Origin of the sequence: Chitinophaga sp. OAE865 (assembly GCF_040546735.1) — a bacterium.
Taxonomy (GTDB): Bacteria; Bacteroidota; Bacteroidia; order Chitinophagales; family Chitinophagaceae; genus Chitinophaga; species Chitinophaga polysaccharea_A.
Genome location: NZ_JBEPOF010000001.1, coordinates 4,928,541 through 4,948,280, shown reverse-complemented (window position 1 = coordinate 4,948,280; position 19,740 = coordinate 4,928,541). Strand labels below are relative to the sequence as shown.

General features: G+C 51.5%; 8 protein-coding genes. All 8 read left to right on the top strand.

Features of this window, described 5'->3' with window-relative positions; genetic code table 11:
- Positions 1 to 3 precede the first annotated feature (3 nt).
- The 8 genes from ABIE50_RS20040 to ABIE50_RS20005 all read left to right on the top strand — a co-directional run bounded on the left by ABIE50_RS20040 (position 4) and on the right by ABIE50_RS20005 (position 19,729).
- Positions 4 to 432, top strand: a complete 429-nt coding sequence (locus ABIE50_RS20040; protein WP_209857995.1) for a GPW/gp25 family protein — start codon at positions 4 to 6, stop codon at positions 430 to 432.
- Positions 433 to 473: 41 nt separating this feature from the next.
- Positions 474 to 4,949 (top strand): baseplate J/gp47 family protein, encoded by a 4,476-nt coding sequence (locus ABIE50_RS20035; RefSeq protein ID WP_209857994.1) that lies wholly within the window; start codon positions 474 to 476, stop codon positions 4,947 to 4,949.
- Positions 4,950 to 4,959: 10 nt separating this feature from the next.
- Entirely contained in the window at positions 4,960 to 11,367 is a 6,408-nt protein-coding gene (locus ABIE50_RS20030; RefSeq protein WP_209857993.1) for a hypothetical protein, read from the top strand.
- 6 nt (positions 11,368 to 11,373) lie between these two features.
- Positions 11,374 to 12,813, top strand: a complete 1,440-nt coding sequence (locus tag ABIE50_RS20025) for a contractile injection system tape measure protein (RefSeq protein ID WP_209857992.1) — start codon at positions 11,374 to 11,376, stop codon at positions 12,811 to 12,813.
- 36 nt (positions 12,814 to 12,849) lie between these two features.
- A complete protein-coding gene (locus ABIE50_RS20020; RefSeq protein WP_209857991.1) occupies positions 12,850 to 14,514 on the top strand; it encodes an eCIS core domain-containing protein in 1,665 nt (554 codons plus the stop codon).
- Positions 14,515 to 14,535: 21 nt separating this feature from the next.
- A complete protein-coding gene (locus ABIE50_RS20015; protein WP_209857990.1) occupies positions 14,536 to 15,900 on the top strand; it encodes an OmpA family protein in 1,365 nt (454 codons plus the stop codon).
- An 11-nt stretch (positions 15,901 to 15,911) separates the two neighbouring features.
- The gene (locus tag ABIE50_RS20010) at positions 15,912 to 18,764 is read left to right on the top strand and encodes an eCIS core domain-containing protein (RefSeq protein ID WP_209857989.1); all 2,853 of its coding nucleotides are present in this window, start codon (positions 15,912 to 15,914) and stop codon (positions 18,762 to 18,764) included.
- A gap of 89 nt (positions 18,765 to 18,853) precedes the next feature.
- Positions 18,854 to 19,729, top strand: a complete 876-nt coding sequence (locus ABIE50_RS20005; RefSeq protein ID WP_209857988.1) for a WD40 repeat domain-containing protein — start codon at positions 18,854 to 18,856, stop codon at positions 19,727 to 19,729.
- Positions 19,730 to 19,740 lie beyond the last annotated feature (11 nt).

Here is a 19,740-nt window from a genome sequence, read left to right as displayed (position 1 = left end):
CACATGTTACAAAACGATCCCCGTTCATTCCTCGGTACCGGCTGGAAATTCCCGCCAACATTTGATCTGCAAAGCGGCGCAGTGGAACTGGTAAGCAACGAAACAGATATCAAAGAAAGCCTCGACATCCTGCTGTCTACCAGCCTGGGAGAAAGAGTGATGCAACCCCGCTACGGATGCGATCTGCAGGACTATATTTTTGAACCGCTCAACGCTACGATGATCGGCTTCCTGCGCGACCTGGTGGAGAATGCCATCCTTTTTTATGAACCCCGCATCAAAGTAGAGGAAATAGGCGTAGTGCCCATGGATAGCCCCGATCTCATCGAAGGAAGGTTTACTATCTCTATCGACTATACGATTGCAAGTACTAATTCAAGGTACAATTATGTGTATGATTTCTATTTGCTGGAAGCAGCGCAAAAACCCTGAAAGGCTCATCACCACAGGGTCATCAATTAATCAGTTAAATCATGATCGTACATCCTTTTCAATATGAACCAGGCATCAGTCAGCGGAACCGGCTACTACCAGCCCTGGATGCTGCCTCCGCACCGATAGACGGGAGAAAGCTCGCGGATCTGCTCCATTACTTTGTACAAATGGCGCCGCAGATCAATTATTACCAATACAAAGATGCTTACCTGATCAACGACTGGCAACCCTTCTTCCGGAACAGCCTTCCTTTCCTGCTCGCACAGCTGGCTAAAACAGATACCAGCCGGCTTACAGCTAAATTTGAAGAATATGTGCAACAGGTGTATGAACGCCCCACAAAAGATACGCTGCAACTCCTGGTCAGCTTTTTATTTGATGACGTCATCGTTCCCATTGCACAATGGCAGGAAGCGTTCCATAGCACCGGTCTGCCAATGGAACGCAGTATAGAAGCCATTATCCGGCAAAAACTCCGCACCCCGGTATCACAGTTCATCCGGTTCACCAACGGCGCCGTGAAATGGTTCTGCATAGGCTCCATCGATCTCTCAAAGATGAAGAACCAGGAGATATGGGGCATCGATCCGCTGTTCGCCTACCTGGAATGGAATGAAAGTTTTCAGTTTGCCGCTACGGCCCGCGAAAAAGCACTGTTGCTGTTACAGGCCTACCAGTCTGTATTCCAGCCATTCATCGACGCTATCGCCGCTATTGCCGCACTGGCGCCGGATAGTATAGCAGAAAGCCTGCAACCGCTGAACGAAGCCTATAAAAAGAATCATACACCCCATCTGGGCCTGCTCTTTGCATTCCTCTACCTCTTTGGCCATGTACAGCAACAGCTGAATGGCTTTACACAAAAGCACCTCGATTTCTTTTTTCAACAGGTATTAAAACTGGTACCCAAACCACTTACACCGGATAAAGCACACGTGGTGTTTGAAGTGCAGCAACCGTTCCGGCAATACCTGCTCCCCAAAGGCACTGCCCTCCGCGATGGGAAAGACAATAACAAAACAGATGTCCTCTTTCAGCTGGAAGATGAAATTGTGGTAGACAATGCCGCCATTTCCAGTTTACTTACCCTGTATGTAAACCCCGCAACAGCATTCAAAAGAACGCTCTCCGACGGCGGCCAGCTTTGCTATAAAAAGAATTTTATTGAAGGGCTGTATATCGCTGTAAAAGCCAATATGGCGGATGGCGTGGATAAACCCTTCCAGGAAAATATGCCAAAGAACTGGTTTACCGCCGGTTCCCGTTACAGCAAATTTATAGCACCAGGTAAAACTCAGCCAACACAGCATCCCTACGCCCGCCTCGGATTTATCCTGGCTTCACCCGTACTGCTGCTGCAGGAAGGTAAACGCATCGTTACCGTGGACATTGATTGCGTGATCGCGGCAAATTGTGAGGATAACAATGTGCTGCTGTACGACAGCGACTACTTCAATGCACTGAAAATTATCCTGAAAAACAAATACACCTACCTGTCGGACGACCTGGTAACACAGGCGGAAGAAATGGGCGTGGATGCTGCTGCCATCAATGTGCTCCGCGCCGCGCTCTCTGATGTGAAATACGCTGCCGATGGTACGCATGCAGTATTAACAGATGATGGTGTTAACCCTGATGCTCCTTTGGCAAAGATCAATGCGCTGCCTCCTGCGGTGAAAGCGCTGTTTCCTCCCCGCCGCGTATTACAGCTGTTTTTCAGCGGGGAAGAAAACTGGATAGCCCCGCCCCAGCTGCCGGATATTACCATTGCTCCTGTAAGCGGAGGGTATAAATTAACCCTGAAAGCAGAGTTGCCGCCGGAAGTGCCCGCGGTAACTTTTTATGATAAGAAAGTATTAAGCGGTAACTATAATACCACGCAGCCGGTGCTGCGCGTGGAAGTAGACCAACAGGTGAAACTAGGCCTCGATGATATTCTCATAAATAAAGCAGGCGGCGATTGCGGTCTGTGCCCGCTGGAACGGCAGCCTCAGAATACGGTAACGGCTATTGCATTGTATCATTTCCTGCGCGACTTCCGCATCCGGGATGTAGGAGTGAAGGTAGATGTTTGCGGCGTTAAAAATGTGATCGTGCAAAACGACGAAACCGTGCAGGATGTGAACGCGCCTGTTTATCCCTTTGGTACAAGGCCCGCATTGATCGACTTTGAAATACTGAAAGGCAAGAAAGAATTTTCCACTACCAGTAAAGGCCCCAGCTTTTACATCGGTTCTTCAGAGATCTTTGGAAAGAAGTGGGATAAGGTATACGTGAATATGAACTGGAAAGATAAACCGGCCAGCTTTGAAGCGTATTATGCCGGCTATGTGCAGGGCGGACTGGCAGAAACTGATTTCAAGATCAATAAATATGTATTGCAGGACGGCACCTGGTTTAAAGAGAATACTTCAGATGAGCTATTGTTCAACAAAATTGAAGATGTTCCCTGCGATCCCGGGAAAATTTATGATTACGCCATTGCTTTCGAACCGCCATCATCGCCTGCGTTTAAAGACCAGTTCAGTCTTACCGGCGATAAGGTAACCCGCTACAACGCTGATACCCGCAACTACTTCGCTAAAATAACACTGACCCGCCAGGACTTTATGCATAAGGATTATGCCTTTGTGCTGGCCCGGCAGATGACCGCCTTCAACCGCCTGCTGGATGATCCCAAAGATCCGAAGAACAGGATTGATACCGCTGCCTACTACAATTCAGTAGGCTCGCCGGTGGTATTTAACCTGAAGGAACTGAAACAACTGGTGCAGGATACTTATGCAGATGCGCTAAGCCTCAATAAATATATCCAGGGCCCCAGCGGCCTGGATGGCCGGATTCCGCCGGATAGCATGTCGCCCCCATGGGCCTGGACGCCCACCCCGGCGGAAGCGCTCACCATCCGTTATATTTCCCGCGGCCCCAACGAGCCCGACTTCCCCGAGCGCCACGGCTTTTTCCAGGGCTTCGAAGGGCTCACCGAACTGGCAAAAGACATCAAAGAGAAACTGGAAGATATCCAGGTATCCGTGGTAGACACCAATACGCTGTCGGCCATAATTCCCAACGAACCCTGGACCCCGGTGATCAGCCAGATCTCTATCGACTATAGCGCCACCGCTGTAAAAGCAGATGTACAGCTCCTGCACCAGTATCCTTTTGAAAATACTTTTAAGGAAGAAGTACTGGAGCTGCAACCGCCACTGTTACCGGTATGCTGCCACGAAGGTACCTTGTTTATCGGGCTCGACCGCCTGCAGCCCTATGGCAATCTCAATCTCCTGTTCCAGCTGGCAGAAGCTACTGCCGATTCTGAATCAGAGAAGGCGGAAGTGGAATGGTACTATCTCAGCAACAATAACTGGAAACCACTCCGCAAAGGATTTGAAATATTAAATGATGATACCGATGGCCTTACCCGTTCCGGCATCATTAAAATAGCCGTACCCGGCGATATTAATATAGTCAATACCGTTATGCCTGCCGGTACTTACTGGCTGAAAGCCGCTATCCCTGAAAATGTAGCGGCCGTATGCGAAACCATCGGCGTGCATACACAGGCAGCCCTGGCTACTTTCACCGTGCAGCCGGAAAATGACCCTATGCGTCTTGGCGAGGTACTGAAGGCAGGCAGCATTACCAAACTGGCGGAAGCAGATGCGCATATCAAAACAGTTACACAGCTGTACGATGCTTTCAACGGGCAGCTGCCCGAAGCAGACGGGCACTTCTATGTGCGCGTAAGCGAACAGCTGCGGCATAAAGGCCGTGCTATACAATCGTTCGATTATGAACGGCTGGTGCTCGAAGCATTTCCGCAACTGTACAAAGTGAAATGCATTAACCACACATTAGGTCTCGGTGCTAAAGTATACCAGCAAGACCTGGTAGCGGCCGGCGGTTATGTAGTGCTGGCTGTGATCCCGGACCTGAGGCAGCTGGCAGCGGGCAACCTTATGGAGCCCAAAGCGCCGTTAAGCCTGCTGGAAAAAATTCACACGTACATCAAACAACGGTCTTCTCCTTTTGTACGCCTGAAAGTGACCAATCCAAGATATGAAAGAGTGAACGTGGATATCGCTATACAATTGTATAAAGGGAAAGATGAAAAATATTATACCGATAAACTGAAAACAGATCTGCAGGAATTTTTTGCCCCATGGGCGATAGGAAAACTGGATAAGCTGTCGTTCGGACAGATCGTTTACCAGGCCGATATAGTAAGGTTTGTGGAACAACTGGATTATGTGGACTACGTGGAATGCCTCACCATGCAGCATGAACTGGAAACAGCACCGGCGCAGCAAATGGAACCGCATACACCACGCTCTATCCTGGTAAGCGGCAACATCACCGTAAGCACACAGAAGAATGCCCTGGTTTGCCCGGATGTGGTAACACGCATCCCGCAGGGTGAAACAGATTGTAATATTCCGGAGCCCCTGGTACCGCCATGTAACAACATACGGCAGGAAACCCCATCAGCGCCGCAGGGCCCTATCATCAACTAACAATATTGTTATGGCTGAGGACACAAATACAAAGAACGTGATCATAAAAAATGATCCTGCTTTTCCACCGGAACTGGATTTCGAAACGCTACGGAGCGAAGGAATCGGTTACCTCGGGAAACTGTCAGGCAAAATATGGACTGACCACAACGCCCACGACCCCGGTATCACCATCCTGGAAGTGCTGTGCTATTCCCTGCTGGATATGGGATACCGCAGCAGCCTGCCGCTGGAAGACCTGCTCACCATGAACCCCGCAGGAAAGGGTAAGGAAGATAACTTCTTCACACCGGCGAAGATACTCACCGTAAACCCGCTCACCATCATCGACTACCGTAAACTGCTTACAGATATCGACGGCGTAAGGAACGCATGGCTGGAAATAGCTACCAATATCCCTCCGGAAGTGCACTGGTTTGGAGAACAGGGGCTGGAATGCCGCAGCCGCAACCCGCAGCTGGCCGCTACCGGGGAAGATATTTCCCTGCTGGAGCTGAATGGGCTCTATAATATTTTTATTGAACCGGAAACATTGCCGGACGACAGCCAGGAAAGAGCAAAGGCGCTGGCTGACCTGAAAGAGCGTATCCGCAAAGCACTGATGGCGCACCGGAATTTGTGTGAAGATTTTTACAGCATCACAATTCTTTGTCATGAGGAAATTGGCGTATGCACAGAGATCCGGCTGGAAGAAGATGCGGATATAACCACCGTGCTCAACGAACTGGTACTGCAGCTATATCATCTTTTTTCTCCCCGTGTTACCTTTTATACCCTGCAGCAGATGCTGGAAGAGAAGAAGGTGCCAATGGAAGAAATATTTTCCGGCAGGGCTTATTCCGCCGGCAGCCATGGTTTCATTGATACCGCTGAACTGGAGGCCATTAAGCCCCTGAAGGAGATCCGTGTATCCGATGTATACCATGTAATGTTCGATGTGCCGGGAGTGGCCACCGTTTCAGGGCTCAGTATAGCCGGCTACGTTAGTGGCGACAGCACACCCGTTGCTACCACACAGGGCACTGCCTGGATCCTGCCGTTGCTGAATGGCCACCTGCCGTTATTATCGCTCGTATACAGCCGCTTCGTTTTTAAACGCGGCAGCGCCACTTTTACTTTTGATGGTACCAACCTGCAGCAGTATTTAAACGCTTCGCTGCTCAACGGCACCAAGGTGTGGTACGACCAGTCGTCTGCATACCTTGATCACCCGGTGCCTTCAGGATTTTACCGGGAAGATCTCGGCAACTATTATTCCCTGCAACGCGATTTTCCGCGGGTATACGGTATAGGCAACGGGGAACTGGGCAACGATGCTTCGCCCCAGCGTAAAGTGCAGGCATGGCAGCTGAAAGGCTTCCTGCTGTTCTTCGACCAGCTGCTGTCGAACTACCTGGCCCAGCTGCAACACCTGCGCGATCTCTTTTCCATGTCGCCCGACGGGCCTGCGCAAACCTACTTCAGCGGCGCCATCACCGATATACCCGACCTGGATAAACTGCTGCGCTTCCAGCAGGGCGGCTTCTATGCCGATCTGGGCTGGAAACAGAATGATACGCTCATGCTCCCGGTGGGAAAAGAGCTGCTCAGCGAATTACGTGCAGACGTTACCGTTAAGAAAGATGTGATCCGCCGCTGGCGCAATAGATACTACAGCTACGATTATTTACAGGCACGCAATACCGCCGTGGACCAGCTGTTGCTGGATATGACCAACCTGGACAATAACGCCAATATCACCACCTGGGCCTATGGCGATGCCTGCTGGTGTTTTGTGATAGCCACGCCCGGAAGGGAGTATGTGTTGCTGGGATGCCGTTATTATCCCACCCAACAAAAAGCCAGGGAAGCGGCGCAATCCGCCATATTCCTGGCCGCATATCCTGAAAACCTCCGCCCGTTCGGGTTTAGGAATGCCGCCAATAAAGAACAGTATGCTTTCGATATCGTGTTCAGCCTGGCCGACTACCAGGGCTACCTGCAAAAAATAGTGGAAGATGAAACACTGTACCGCCAGCGTCGCGAAACCATGCTCAATCACCTGCTCAGCCGCTTTGCAGAAACCTTTACCGATTATGCGTTAGTGTTATATGGTATCAGCAACCGCGAACAGGCAGCGGAGAAAGGCATACGCGCCAAAGCAAAGTTCCTGTCTTCCTACGATAAATTAAGCAGGGACCGCGGTAAAGCATACGATTACCGCGTAAACAAATGGAATACTTCCAACACCTCAGGCTATGAACAACGGGTGAATGCGCTGGCCGGTATTGAAAGAACGGACCGGCACTACCTCTGCCCGTTTATTGTAGGCCCCTATGAAACTTTCTTTTATGCAGAAATAAAAGATGCGGATAACAACGTGTTGTTCAAAACAGGCAACTACGCTACCGCGGATGATGCCTCTGCAGCGCTGATCAGCCTGGCGCAGCAATTACAGCACCCGGAAAACCTTCTCCGTACCGATGACCCGGTGCAGGGAAAATATGGCTTACAGGTACAGCTGCCGGTGGGCAAGGCCTACCTGGCCACACCGCTGGCCTCCCCGGAAGAAAGGGAAAGCCGCCTGCTGCAGTTGCAGGAACAGTTTGCACAGGCGCCGCTGAGCGCAGCCACAGAAATAAGCCGCTACGATCATTTTATTGAGGTAGCAGATGCCGCAGGTAAACCACTGCTGCACTCATCCAAAGCATTCCCCGATCAACAGGCAGCTATTGCCGCTACTGATGATTTGCTGGAAACAGTAAAGGAAGATGACTGGACCATCCCGCCGGCACTGGAGTTGCCGGAATTGCAGCTGCTGCCGGTAAATGCCACACATACTACTTATATTAATCTCGCTGCTTTCCAGGCAGACAATATCCAGCAGAAGGGCGGGAAATTACAGGTGCAGATCAGCATTGAAGAAGATGCATTCATTATGTTCACCGCTGCATCACTGGTGAAAAACGAACAACAGGCAACAGAGGAATTTCATCTGCTGCTGCAACTGGCCGCTACTCCGGCGGCCTACCTGGCGCGGCAAACCGCCGATGGCCGTTATGAAGTGGTGCTGGTGGAACGCAGTAATGTGAAAGCCACGCACCCCGCACTGTTCGATGAAGAGCAGCAGGCGGAGAATACCATGCTGCATATTCAGCAGATTGTTCAGGCGCAGTTATACCAGGTGTCTTATTCAAGGCAACCCGCCGCATGGAAATACAAGGTACAGCTGCAGGGCGCGGAGGGCAAGCCTTACAGCTTTAACAGCGAAGAAGAATACACCACAGAAGAGCAGGCAAAAACCGATATGGATACCTTTACAGCATCGCTGGGCCACCTGGAGCTGAAAGCGGAAAAGAACACCAAACCGGTACTGCTGCATACCGGGTTGGATAAAAAGATCATCATGCCCGCTGCTACTGCTCCGGCTAAACTGCAAAGCGCTTTATCGCTTGCCCAGCTGAGAAGCGGTGCGGCGCCGGCAGATATTGCCTCCTATGTGCACAGCACAGCCGTCAACCGGGAAGGGGCCTATGTTTACCGGGTGATCAATAAAACGGGTTGTGTGGCCAGGTTCCCCAAAACCTTTACAGACAAGGCGCCGGCAACAGACCGCCTCACTGCTTTGCGCAGCCGCAATCAACAGGGGATCGATTACCTGGAAATATGTATGGGGGGAGATGAAGTGGTAACATGCATCACTGATCCGCAAACACAGGCCGTTAACTACTATTATGTGATCCATGGTATTGAGAAGATCTATCATTCACCTGTTTATCCAAAAACAGAGATCACTTATTTCCGCAGTTATAAATCTTACCGATCAGCTGCTGAAGCGCTTGCCGCATTCCGGCAGCAATTCCTGCAGCTGGTGCATATGGCCTGCAATCCGGCGGCCTATGGCACAACCATCATACTGGAAGGGGATCCCGTAACGGATACCATCCCGCTGGGAGTAGTGCCTGCCGGTACTGTGGCTGCCTTCGGCGGAAAAGCCCCGTTGCTGGATGTGTTGCCGCATATCATGCGCAGCTTTCCTTACCATTGGCTCAGTAATGTACAGCAACTACGGGTAAGCCTGTACGATATTACAAAACGGGAGAAGATCTGGAAACTTTGTAATGGGTTTGTAGATATGGCCGCTGCCAGTGAAGCGCTGAAACTGTTCCTGGCACTGGCCCGTTACGCCGGCAACAGCGGCGTGCGGCTTAATGAAACCAGCTGCCGCTACCAGGTGGTCATGAATGAAGTATTGCTGGAAAGTGTGCAGCATTATAATTCTCCGGAAGATGCATGGGGCGCCGCTACGAAAGATGCCGGTAACAACTACATGTACACCGGGCTGGAATCATTGCTCGATGCTACCCGCTGGGGCAACAGCGCCTATTATGGATATGTAAAAAGTGACGGCTGCTACAGCTTTAAAGCGGTGAAGAAAGGCTACCGCCTGGCAGTGCATCCCTATCAGTACAACACGGAAGAAATAAGGGAAAAATATCTGCAGCAGTTACAGATCATAGGAGGGAAGCTGGCCAACAGCTGCCAGGTTACCTTTGAAGTAAAACCCTGGAACGCAGGCAACTATTTCCAGCTGCAGCTGCTGGCGGGTGGGGAAGTGCTGTTGCTGTCCGGGCAGCAATACCTGCCGGGCGCCATCACGGAAAAAATGCAGGATGAGTGGCTGTTTGAAGTATTGTCGCTGTTGTGGAAAGAAAGCAACTACTATCTCAATAACACAACAAACCGCTTTGAATTACTGAATGGCAGCGCCGTTAGCGGTTATTTCAAACCAACAGGTGAAGATGATTTGTCGGCCGGAGATATGCAGGAATGGAAAAAGAAACTGCAGCGCAATGCGCTTTATTACCCGGTGCGCCGCATGAAAACAGCGTTCGGCTACACTTATTCCTTCCGTTTGTATCATGATGATTTTATTCCTGAAGAGCCGTTGCCGGATGAAAACGCAGGATGCAGCTGCGATGCGCCGCCACCGGTGCGCAAGCCAGGCGCGGTGATATGGGAAAGCGCAGAACAATATGATTGCCTGAACGCAGCCATCCGGAATTTTTACAGGTTCTGCGCAGCGCTGTCGTTGCCGGATAACTACCAGCCTTCCCTGGGTAACAGCTGTGGCCCGTTTGGTATTGAGCTGGTGGATAATACTTATGTGCTGGCAGCCAATCCCCAGTGCTATCCCTCGCTGCCTGCAATGGAATCCGCTATTGAACGTGCTTCCGCTGCAATCAATGATGAAGGCATGCATGTGGTGGAACATATCCTGCTGCGCCCGCGCGTAGAAAGCGACTGCCAGTGCCTGTTGCCAGTGAAACCGGAACCGCTTTGCCGCCTGCCCTGGGAAGCAGAAATAGTGGGGTACGATGCACCGCCGGGAGATGATGTGTTTAAAACTACCGTAGTACCTTTTACAGACCCTTATTCCTTTGTAGCCACCATTGTGCTGCCAGGCTGGCCGGTGCGTTTCCGCAACGCCGGTACCCGTGCCATGATGGAAAACCTGCTCCGGAAAGAAGCGCCTGCACATGTGCTGCTGAATATACTATGGCTCCGTCCACGCAGTTTCTGCGAGTTTGAAACCCTGTACCGCCGCTGGTTACAGCACCTTGCCTGCAAACCCGTTTGCGGCGATGATGCGCATATCCAGTGTTGCCTTATCTGTTACCTTTTCGGGCAAACAGGTATCATGGAGCCATTGTCGGATACGCCAAAAGATCCTTATTGTAACCAGGTAACACCTTCCTGCTTTGACGACAACCGGCAGAACAGGAAACCCCAGGCCGATTTCGGCGACTGGATCAACCGCCTGTTCCGTAAGCAATGCGATATGCAGGAGATAGATTGCCTGTCTTACGAAACCACTCCGCCACCGGTGATACGGGCCTCCGTCAAAAACGTAGAGGCGGCGCCGTTAGAAAGCAGATCGCCACAGCTGAAAGAAGGAACACCTGCAGTTACACACCGCAGCAATTCGCCGGAAGATACATTGCTGCGCGACCGGAAAGGACGCCAGCGTATTTCAAAATACAAACAACAGATCCTCCCGGTAGATGCAGACAATATCACCGATACGGAAGCATATGACCGCACGGGTAAATTTATGGAAGCCGGCCCGCTGAATATGCATCAGTACAGTACGCTGGCCGACTTCCTGCTGAAAAAAATGCCTTCCGGTAAAAAAGCTGCTGCAAGTGAACAGGCATTGCTGCTGCGCAACGCTACCTGGCTTTGCCTGGATCAGCTACTGCTGCGGGTGCCGGTAAGTATGGCTGCACAGGAGAAAAAACAGCTGCAACAGGTATTCCGCAAAATGAAAGATAAAGGCATCAACCTCGCTGCACTGGGGAAAGACTGGAAGCCGGAAGAACTGATCTCTGATGAAAATGAAGACCTGGTAGCACAATGCCTCCGGTGGATGAAATAAATAACCATGTTGCACAAGATCCGTAAACAAACACTCCTGCTCACAGTGCATAACAAAGACACTGTTTTTACCTGGCAACACCAGGTAACGGCGTTGTATTGGAAAAAGATCATCCCGGCACTGGAAAAACTGTTCGACAGTTACAGCAGCAACGACGTGGTTATTTACATTGACCGGCTCGAAATTGACCTCGGGAAAATTAAAGCAGCTGATCTCGGTAACGACCATTATATCAACCTGCTGCTGGAAAAATTAACCGCTGCATTAGCTACGCTTCAGGTAAAGGAAATACCCCGTAAAACACTGCCGGAGCACAGCTTTGACCAGTGGTGCTACTATATGGAACATGGCGCGCTTCCCTGGAATGCCGCCCGTCCGGATGCACTATGGTACCAGCAGGTATTAGAAACACTGGCCACCAGTCATACGGCCATTACTCTCCTCCGCCGGCAGGTGATGGATAACCGGGATTATCTCCTTCGCATCCTGTTGCAGCATACACAGGAGTTTATTGCTCAATTGCTGACCATTATCACCGCCAGGAAACAAAACAACTGGGCCCTGCTGATACAACAGCTCTACGATGCTCACCGCCTCTTGCAACCCGCCGGCAATACGCCATTGAGCCGCCGGACTTTTGAACAATCCTGCTGGCATACACTGTTGCTGGAAGCTGTTAAAGACCCGGCAGCAGCCGAACCTGTGTTGATCAGCAGCCTGCTGGTGCAACAACCGGTAGTTGTTACAGAAATGCAGGCGCTGCTGAGAGTATGCCGTAATAACGGCTGGAACGAATTGTTATCTGCCGCCATTTCATTTAATGCAGAACATTCCACGCAACTGCAAAAGGAAATACCTGCTGCGCTGTCTGATGAAGATGCCCCGCAGGCAGAGGGAACAGACGCACCGGAAGAAGAAACCCCCGGTACACCCGCAGGCGCCAATACTTTCTACGTGGTAAATGCAGGCATCATCCTGTTGCATCATTGGTTAACACCTATGTTCACGCAGCTGGAATGGACAACAGACGGTAAAAAGTTTGTGAACGCCGCCTGCCAGAAAAAAGCCATTATGCTGCTGCATTATATGGCCACCGGCGAAACAGAGGCAGAGGAATTTGAGCTGATGCTTCCCAAACTGCTTTGTGGCTGGCCCCTGAAAAGACCGCTGGATACAAAGCTGGCGCCGGCGGCTGCGGCTATAGAGGAAGCAGAAGGACTGATAGAAAATGCCATCAGCTACTGGAAGGCGTTAAAGAATATTTCGGCAGATGGATTACGGGAAGGGTTCCTGCAAAGGCCCGGAAGGCTGATCACCGGCACCGATAAGCACCAGCTGCAAATGGAGCCGGATACGATCGATATCCTGCTGGACCGCCTGCCCTGGAATATCAGTATCATAAAATTGAAGTGGATGAAAATACCATTGCATGTACAATGGCGGTAAAACATTTTTATTTCCGGATGAATTAAAAATATCCAGTTGAGCGTAAAAACATTACAACCTGCAAATATACAGAGAGAAGCCGCGCCGGCTTCCGCTCCCTTTTGGGGGAAACCGGCGGCGCAATCTTTTTTCCAGCCTGCCATTCAACGTAAATGCGCACATTGCCAGGAAGAAGAGAAGAAGAACAATGTGCAGCGCAAAGAAACTTCCCCGGCTGCCATCTCTCCAACAACAGTAGAAAGTAATATCAACAGCACAAAAGGAAAGGGAGAAGGATTGAAGGGAGATACCCTGCATGAAATGAACAACGCTTTCGGCGCCGACTTCAGCAAGGTGAAGGTGCATACAGGCCGGAACGCAGCAGGTCTCAGCCGGCAGTTGAATGCACAGGCATTCACTACCGGCAACGATATCTATTTTAATGAAGGAAAGTATGCGCCGGGCAGCAGTGCAGGCAAACACCTGCTGGCGCATGAGCTTACACATACATTACAACAGGGACAGGGAACAACGGGTATCAGCAGGCAGGTAGCCGCTTTGAAAGAACACGGGGACCTGGGCCAGGTGCCTCCGGGGCTTGCCTGCCCGGTTGACACCAGTGCGCCCCGGGTGGAAGACAGCTATCCTTTCACCGTAGCATCATCGGGACTGTCGCCGGCCAACCAGCGCCTCATCAGCGGTTTTGCGGCCAACTGGCACCGCCTGGGGGCTAACGCCACTGTACGGATAGATGGCTTTGCCAGCGTAGATGGCGCCGATCCGTACAACTGGGAGCTGTCGTGCCGCCGTGCACAGGCCGTAAGGGATGAAATGATCACACCTTCCGATGGCAGCCCCGGGATCGGCGCAGGGTTTATCTCCATTTTTGCACATGGCGAAACCAATCACTTTTCCCGTACCAACCCGGTGGCCAACAGGGTGGCCGTTATCAGTTCAGTAGTGCCGGTACCTCCGCCGCCTCCACCAACACCTACACCTCCCGTGGCGCCGGAAAGGAAATGCGGCCCTAACGTTACTTCTGAAATTGCAAGGGTATGGGCACAGGTACAAAGTAATTTCAACAGCTGGGGATTCACGGATAAAATGAATGCCTGCCGTTATCTCATACAACCTGTAATTGCGGGTAGCAGCGGGTTGGAGCTCAACAAGGATGCATTCGATACCTTCGGCCTATTCCTCAATACCGCCGGCTGGACGCAGCGCGGGCCTTACCATCCGCCATGCGGTACGCCGGGATCAACCGGCGATCCATGCTGGAGCCGTGATCCGCTGCACGAAGCAGATGATGTATGTTCCAATACGGTGCAAACAGGCAGCGGCTGCTGGAAATCGGGCACTGTTAACTATGGCACCTATGGTATCATGATGCGCCTCTGTAATGGCTTTATTACACCTATCGCATTTTTACCGCCGCCATTTAACATCCTCAGCGGCGCATTCTCTTATGCTTCCATGGTAGCGCTGATCACTGCCTACAAGCTCTATGATCATGAAAACCCGATGGACCCCATCGCATGGGCAAGCGCCACTTACAACGGCGGCCCGTCGGGCGTACCGTCCGGTGGCAATAAACCGAATTGTCCCGCTACCTGTAACGTACCGTTCACCACCCCTTCATTTGATTATGTGTGGGAACCGGTAAGGCAGCGCGGCTCGCTGAATGCCGCGCCTTATGCGTATCCGTGCACAACAACGCCATAGGGAACACTAAAATAGTATCACATGAAAAGATCTCCGAAAACAGTTAAAAATAAACCCCTGGAAAAGGACAAACCTTTTTTCAGCAAAGCTGAAAACGGGGAGTCTTTTTTTAGTAAGACCGGAGATAATACCCTGCAACGGCAGCCGGCAGATACAAAAGCCAAAGACACAGCCCCTGCAGCTCCTGTGGCAGATGCCTGTAAAAACAGCAGCACGCCTGAATCCAAATGGGCCAACGATAACCCCGGACAGGTATTTGGCGTGGAAGACAGATCCGAGGGGAAATCAGAAAGCAATGAGCTTATTTTCTGGAACTATTGCGTGGGAGAAGCAGCTATGCGGAGCGCCCACCGTGAACGGCTAAACGAAGTAGCGGACCGGTGGGTGGAATTATTAAAAAAAGACAGTGATCTGAAAGTAAAATTGCAGGGCGCTGCCAGCACTTCCGGGAATGCCGACAGCAACAAGGCCCTGGCAGCCGAACGCGCCACCATCATCAGGGATTTCCTCATCGCAAAAAAGATCCCCGGTAGCAGGATCGTGATCGATACCACTTCCACGCCCCGCAGTATGGCCCCGGAAACATCGCCGGAGAACCAGGCCCGCAACAGGAGAGTGGAGCTGTTCCTGTTCCGCTCTACCCCCGTGGTAAATAAACTGCCGCCATGGGTGGATGTGCAGGTGGAAAACCTGCGCATCGGCCAGCAGGGCGTGCCCACACCTAAACCTACTTTTAACGAGAAGGATAATTTTTTTGCACGCAACCATTTTTCCATGGCGGCATCGGCAGATATTACACTTACCTCGCTGGGCGGCACCCGCGTTGGTTTTTCACAGGTACTCACAAGGGATACGCTCATGGCGCAGTACAGCGATAATGCTGGTCGTACCCTGTTGCTGGATTACGCCAACTGCAACCTGCTGCCCTGCAAAGACCTGGAAAATGCTACCAGCCATTTTGCGCTGGACGGACTGAGTATGTCCAACACCGGCCCCGGTACTACGAAAGGGAAGGTGGCCATCAGGGACCGGCCGGGGGCAGTTTTTCCGCTGCATTACCCCGACTCAAAAACAGGGCCTTTTCATCTTACACACTACTTCTGGCTGATGGATTTCACCGTGGTACTTGGCGTTAGGGAGATGGGGGCTTTCATTCCACTGAACCACGCTTTCTGGAGCGTGGCAGGATCGGAAAATGTGGATGTTAAAAAGAAGACGGTAAACGGGATGGCGCCCATTTCGGTGACTGGCGACTGGCAACAGGGTGCACCGCCGGGATTGAACCTGGAAGCCATTTATGCCGGTCCAACCTGCCGGTACGTAAGAAGATCAGAACAGGTTACCGGCAGGGCAAACGTGTGCAAACCAATTGAAACAATGGTATAAAAGTTTTAACCGTGGCAGGAACTACGCAAATACAACCCCAGGGAGTAAGATCATCCGCACCGCAGCAGCGGGGAGGGCCTTTCTTTGGCCCCACACCCGCAAAGGATCCTTTCTTTCAGCCGGTGATACAAACCAAACATCAGCAGGGAGAAGAAGAAGGTACCCTGCAACGTGAAGCTACCGGTACCGGTGTACCGGAAGTAACGCCGGCGGTGGAACAGCAGCTATCGCAAAGCAAAGGCAACGGTGCGCCGATGCCTTCCCGCCGCAATGAAGAAATGAGCCGCGCTTTTGGTAAGGATCTCAGTGGGGTAAGGATCCACAACGACGCCCGCGCTGCGGACATGAGCAGCAAACTGCAGGCAAAGGCGTTCACGCATGGAAACGATATTTATTTCGGGGCAAACCAGCATAATGATACCAGCGCAGGAAAACATTTGCTGGCGCATGAGCTCACGCATGTGGTGCAGCAGAATTCTGCGCAGATGATTTCGCGTGCTCCCTTAGCTTATGCTTATTCAAAATTTAAACTGGAGAATAAGCTGGCGATCCTTGGAGATGGTACTGCTGCCAACGAAGGTATGGACCTTGATGATTTCAGCAAGTATATACGCCGCCGCGCGGATTGGTTTGCGGAGAAGTCGCTCGCGGAGGCCGACCGGAAGGCCCTGTGGAGAATGGTCGCTAAAATAGACGAAGGGCCGCACATACAGGCCGGCGCCGGGGACCTGAAGTTAAAAGACCTGATCCCTTTAACACCCGATGAATGGACGAAGCTGGCTGCCTTTGGCAATGGCTGTAACCGCGGCAACACGGTGATCATACTAAACACCACGCCGCCATTGCCGCGAAGAATGGCTTTGGGCAAAACCATGCTGGAACTGGAAAAACTGATTGGCGGCGCTGTGATCAAGCTCACGGTATCAGAACAGCAATTGATCGATGTGGAAGCAAACCCTGTTTTGTTAACGAACCTGAAAGATTACTGGAAAGATTTCCAGCCTCACCTGCAAAGAGTATATTCACCCGGTCCGGGCGCAAGAGGCGATGAGTTCCAGAAGATGATCAATATGTTCACCGCGCGCTCTCCATCTGCTTTCGCCGGTTTGAAAGGAAGGATACGGAACCTGCACCGCTTCAGTGTTCCAATGCTGAACAGGTTGATGCTGAATTACAATAATAAGCTGAGGTTACTGCCGTTGCACCTGATCATTCATACGGGTATAGATGCCAGCGCTTTCCAGGATGCCGCACCTAAGTTTGAAGACGTAATCCTCAACTCGCCTAACCTGGTGTTGATGCTCGAAGGACGGGATTCTATCAAAGACATCGTAAATGAAGTGCCCAAAATTGCCAGCACATATGGCCAGGGCGGCCAGATAGCCCAGGTGATCATTGCTGGGCATGGATCGCCTCACAGCCTGGAACTGGCTGGTACAAGCGCTCCCAACGTAGTGAAGGGCCGCGTTGATTATACTTCTGAAAGCCTGGATATCAGTAAACCTTTAGAAAAAATAAAAACACAGCAGCTGCTGGATGTGCTGCTCAAAAACCTTGACCCTGCCAAAGCCCGGATTGTATTTGCCGGTTGTCTTGTTGGCGCTCACCCGGTGCCGGCCGGCACTGCTGCCGCCAATGTAGCGCCATATATAGCCGCTAACCCCAACGTGGTAGATTTCGCCACCCAAAGAGGCGCGGCGATGAAGAAACCGGTACAGGTAGAAGGAGCACGGGCGTCGGTAGCCCTCTCGCAAACCAGTTTGATGGATCCCGGCACTAAAGACCTGCATATCACTTATAATTTTGATCCGCAGGCTTTTGGTACAGCGGCTGCCTACGTAGCAGAAGGACATGAACCGGAAGGAGTAATGGTGGCTGCCGTAGAACTGGCTGCGGCAAATCCTGTTGTGGCAGCGAAGCAACTGGAGCTCAGGCGGAACTTTAAAACCGTATCGGATCAATGGTGGGATGAATGCGTGATCGCTTTTGTAAACATCGCATTAAAAGGAGTGCCGCTCAATGGCGCTGTGAATCTTGCCCGTTTGCAGGAACTGGCGCTGGTTGCGAAGTTCCCGTTCCTGGCGGGTTTTGGAACAAAGTACGGTATATCGGCCGCCCATTTCAAAGGATGGATAAACCGCCTGGCATTTGCGGCAGATATCTATGATGAAATGCTCAAGGCACCATTGATGGTAGCCGCGGCAGACACGGATAAACGTCTTGGCAGGTTCTTTATGGAACAGGGATGGCTCAACGTTGATCTCGCGAGGGCAGCACCATTTGTAGCCTTCCTGGAAGGAGTGCCCTCAGATTTTGTAAGGAACATGGAGGAGCATCTCGATACAACAGTTATTGGCGCTTCAGATGTTACCTTGTTTGCAGCCTTGGCGCCGCATACTCCGGGACGGGTACGACTGGCGCTGGCATGGCTTCATAATGATCCTGCCAATGCATTGGTGAAAGCATTCTTCAGGACTGAAATTTCAAATACCCCGGCGGGCCCGGCACTTTCTCCGCTTGTAACCGCAGAACTGGCAGGCCATGAACCTGGTGAAATCCTGGAAGCACTGGGCCGCCTGGCGCCCAGGTCGGACAAACCCGGCGACGACCGGCCCCTGGCCAATGCACGCATCCCGGGCCGGGGATTTAATAACTTACTGATCGATCAGAAAGCATATATCGCTACGGTAACCGCATTGAAAAAACTCCCGGTATTCCGGGGCCCCGGGCCTAAACACAAGGGTATCGGCTGGGTAAAACCAGGTGATCTGTTACAGGTGGCAGGCTTCACCGACGCATGGGCCGCGTTCGACTTTAACGGCAAACTGGGATATGTAGATAAAACACAAATTACTCCTCCTTAACAAAAAACTTTATACAAACACCCTGTAAATAAATGTTGTTATAGGAAGTAGCACAACAGTATCACATCTCCCTGAAACAAAAAGAAAAAATGAAGCACTGGATAACACTAAACGGCAACGGCGGCAACAAACTGGTGATCAAAGATCACTACTGTATTGCGGCATCGCTGTTCCAGGTAACCGTCTGGAAAAATGAACAACTGCTCCTGCAGCATCATACAGATACGCCGCAGCCAGGATACCCTACGCTCGCAGGTGATCAGCTGTACCAGGGCACCGGTATTCTGGACCTTGCAGCCAATGTAAGGCACGAAATACCAGGTATGCAGGAAGCCATCAGAACGGCCGGCGGAGAATATTCAGTGTCTCACGGTAACGAATACACGCCCTCCGTTTTTGCATGGGCTCCCGATGGCAGCGCAGTAGCTGTATCCGTAAAATGGATAGGGCATCCGGGGCCGCCGCCGGCGAAAGTGCTGCTGCTGGATAAAGAAGGCCGCCTGCTGCAAACGCTCTGGGAAGATCAAAACCTGCCGGTAGCAGCCCTTCACATCAGTGATAAATGGATCCTTGCAGGCACACCGCAGTTCCGCGTGTTCAATAAAGGAACGCTTAAAGCGACCATCCTCCCGGAACACCTGCCTGCGGTGAGAATTGAAATGACGGCGGATGAAAAGCAACTGCTCCTGTTACAACATGATCACATCGGCCTGTGGAATACGGAAACAGGAAAGGAAATAAACCACTGGAAAGGAAACTGGAATGATGCTACTATTACGCCAAACGGCAAATATATAATTGCCGTTGATGCGGAAGGAAAAGCATTCCTCATCAATACCAGCGCGCCACTGGAACAACAGCAGATAGAAGCCCCCGGCGCTATCTTCTCCGTGGCGGCAGACGATAACCGGTTACTGGCCTTCTTTACACAAGGAGCTATTGTTAGGACTACTACGCTATTATAAATGAAAAGATG

What these genes read in the sequence shown, in the direction of transcription:
- ABIE50_RS20040 (WP_209857995.1), top strand. Translation starts at nt 4, where the DNA reads ATGTTACAAAACGATCCCCGTTCATTCCTCGGTACCGGCTGGAAATTC.
- ABIE50_RS20015 (WP_209857990.1), top strand. Translation starts at nt 14,536, where the DNA reads ATGAAAAGATCTCCGAAAACAGTTAAAAATAAACCCCTGGAAAAGGAC.
- ABIE50_RS20005 (WP_209857988.1), top strand. Translation starts at nt 18,854, where the DNA reads ATGAAGCACTGGATAACACTAAACGGCAACGGCGGCAACAAACTGGTG.
- ABIE50_RS20025 (WP_209857992.1), top strand. Translation starts at nt 11,374, where the DNA reads ATGTTGCACAAGATCCGTAAACAAACACTCCTGCTCACAGTGCATAAC.
- ABIE50_RS20030 (WP_209857993.1), top strand. Translation starts at nt 4,960, where the DNA reads ATGGCTGAGGACACAAATACAAAGAACGTGATCATAAAAAATGATCCT.
- ABIE50_RS20035 (WP_209857994.1), top strand. Translation starts at nt 474, where the DNA reads ATGATCGTACATCCTTTTCAATATGAACCAGGCATCAGTCAGCGGAAC.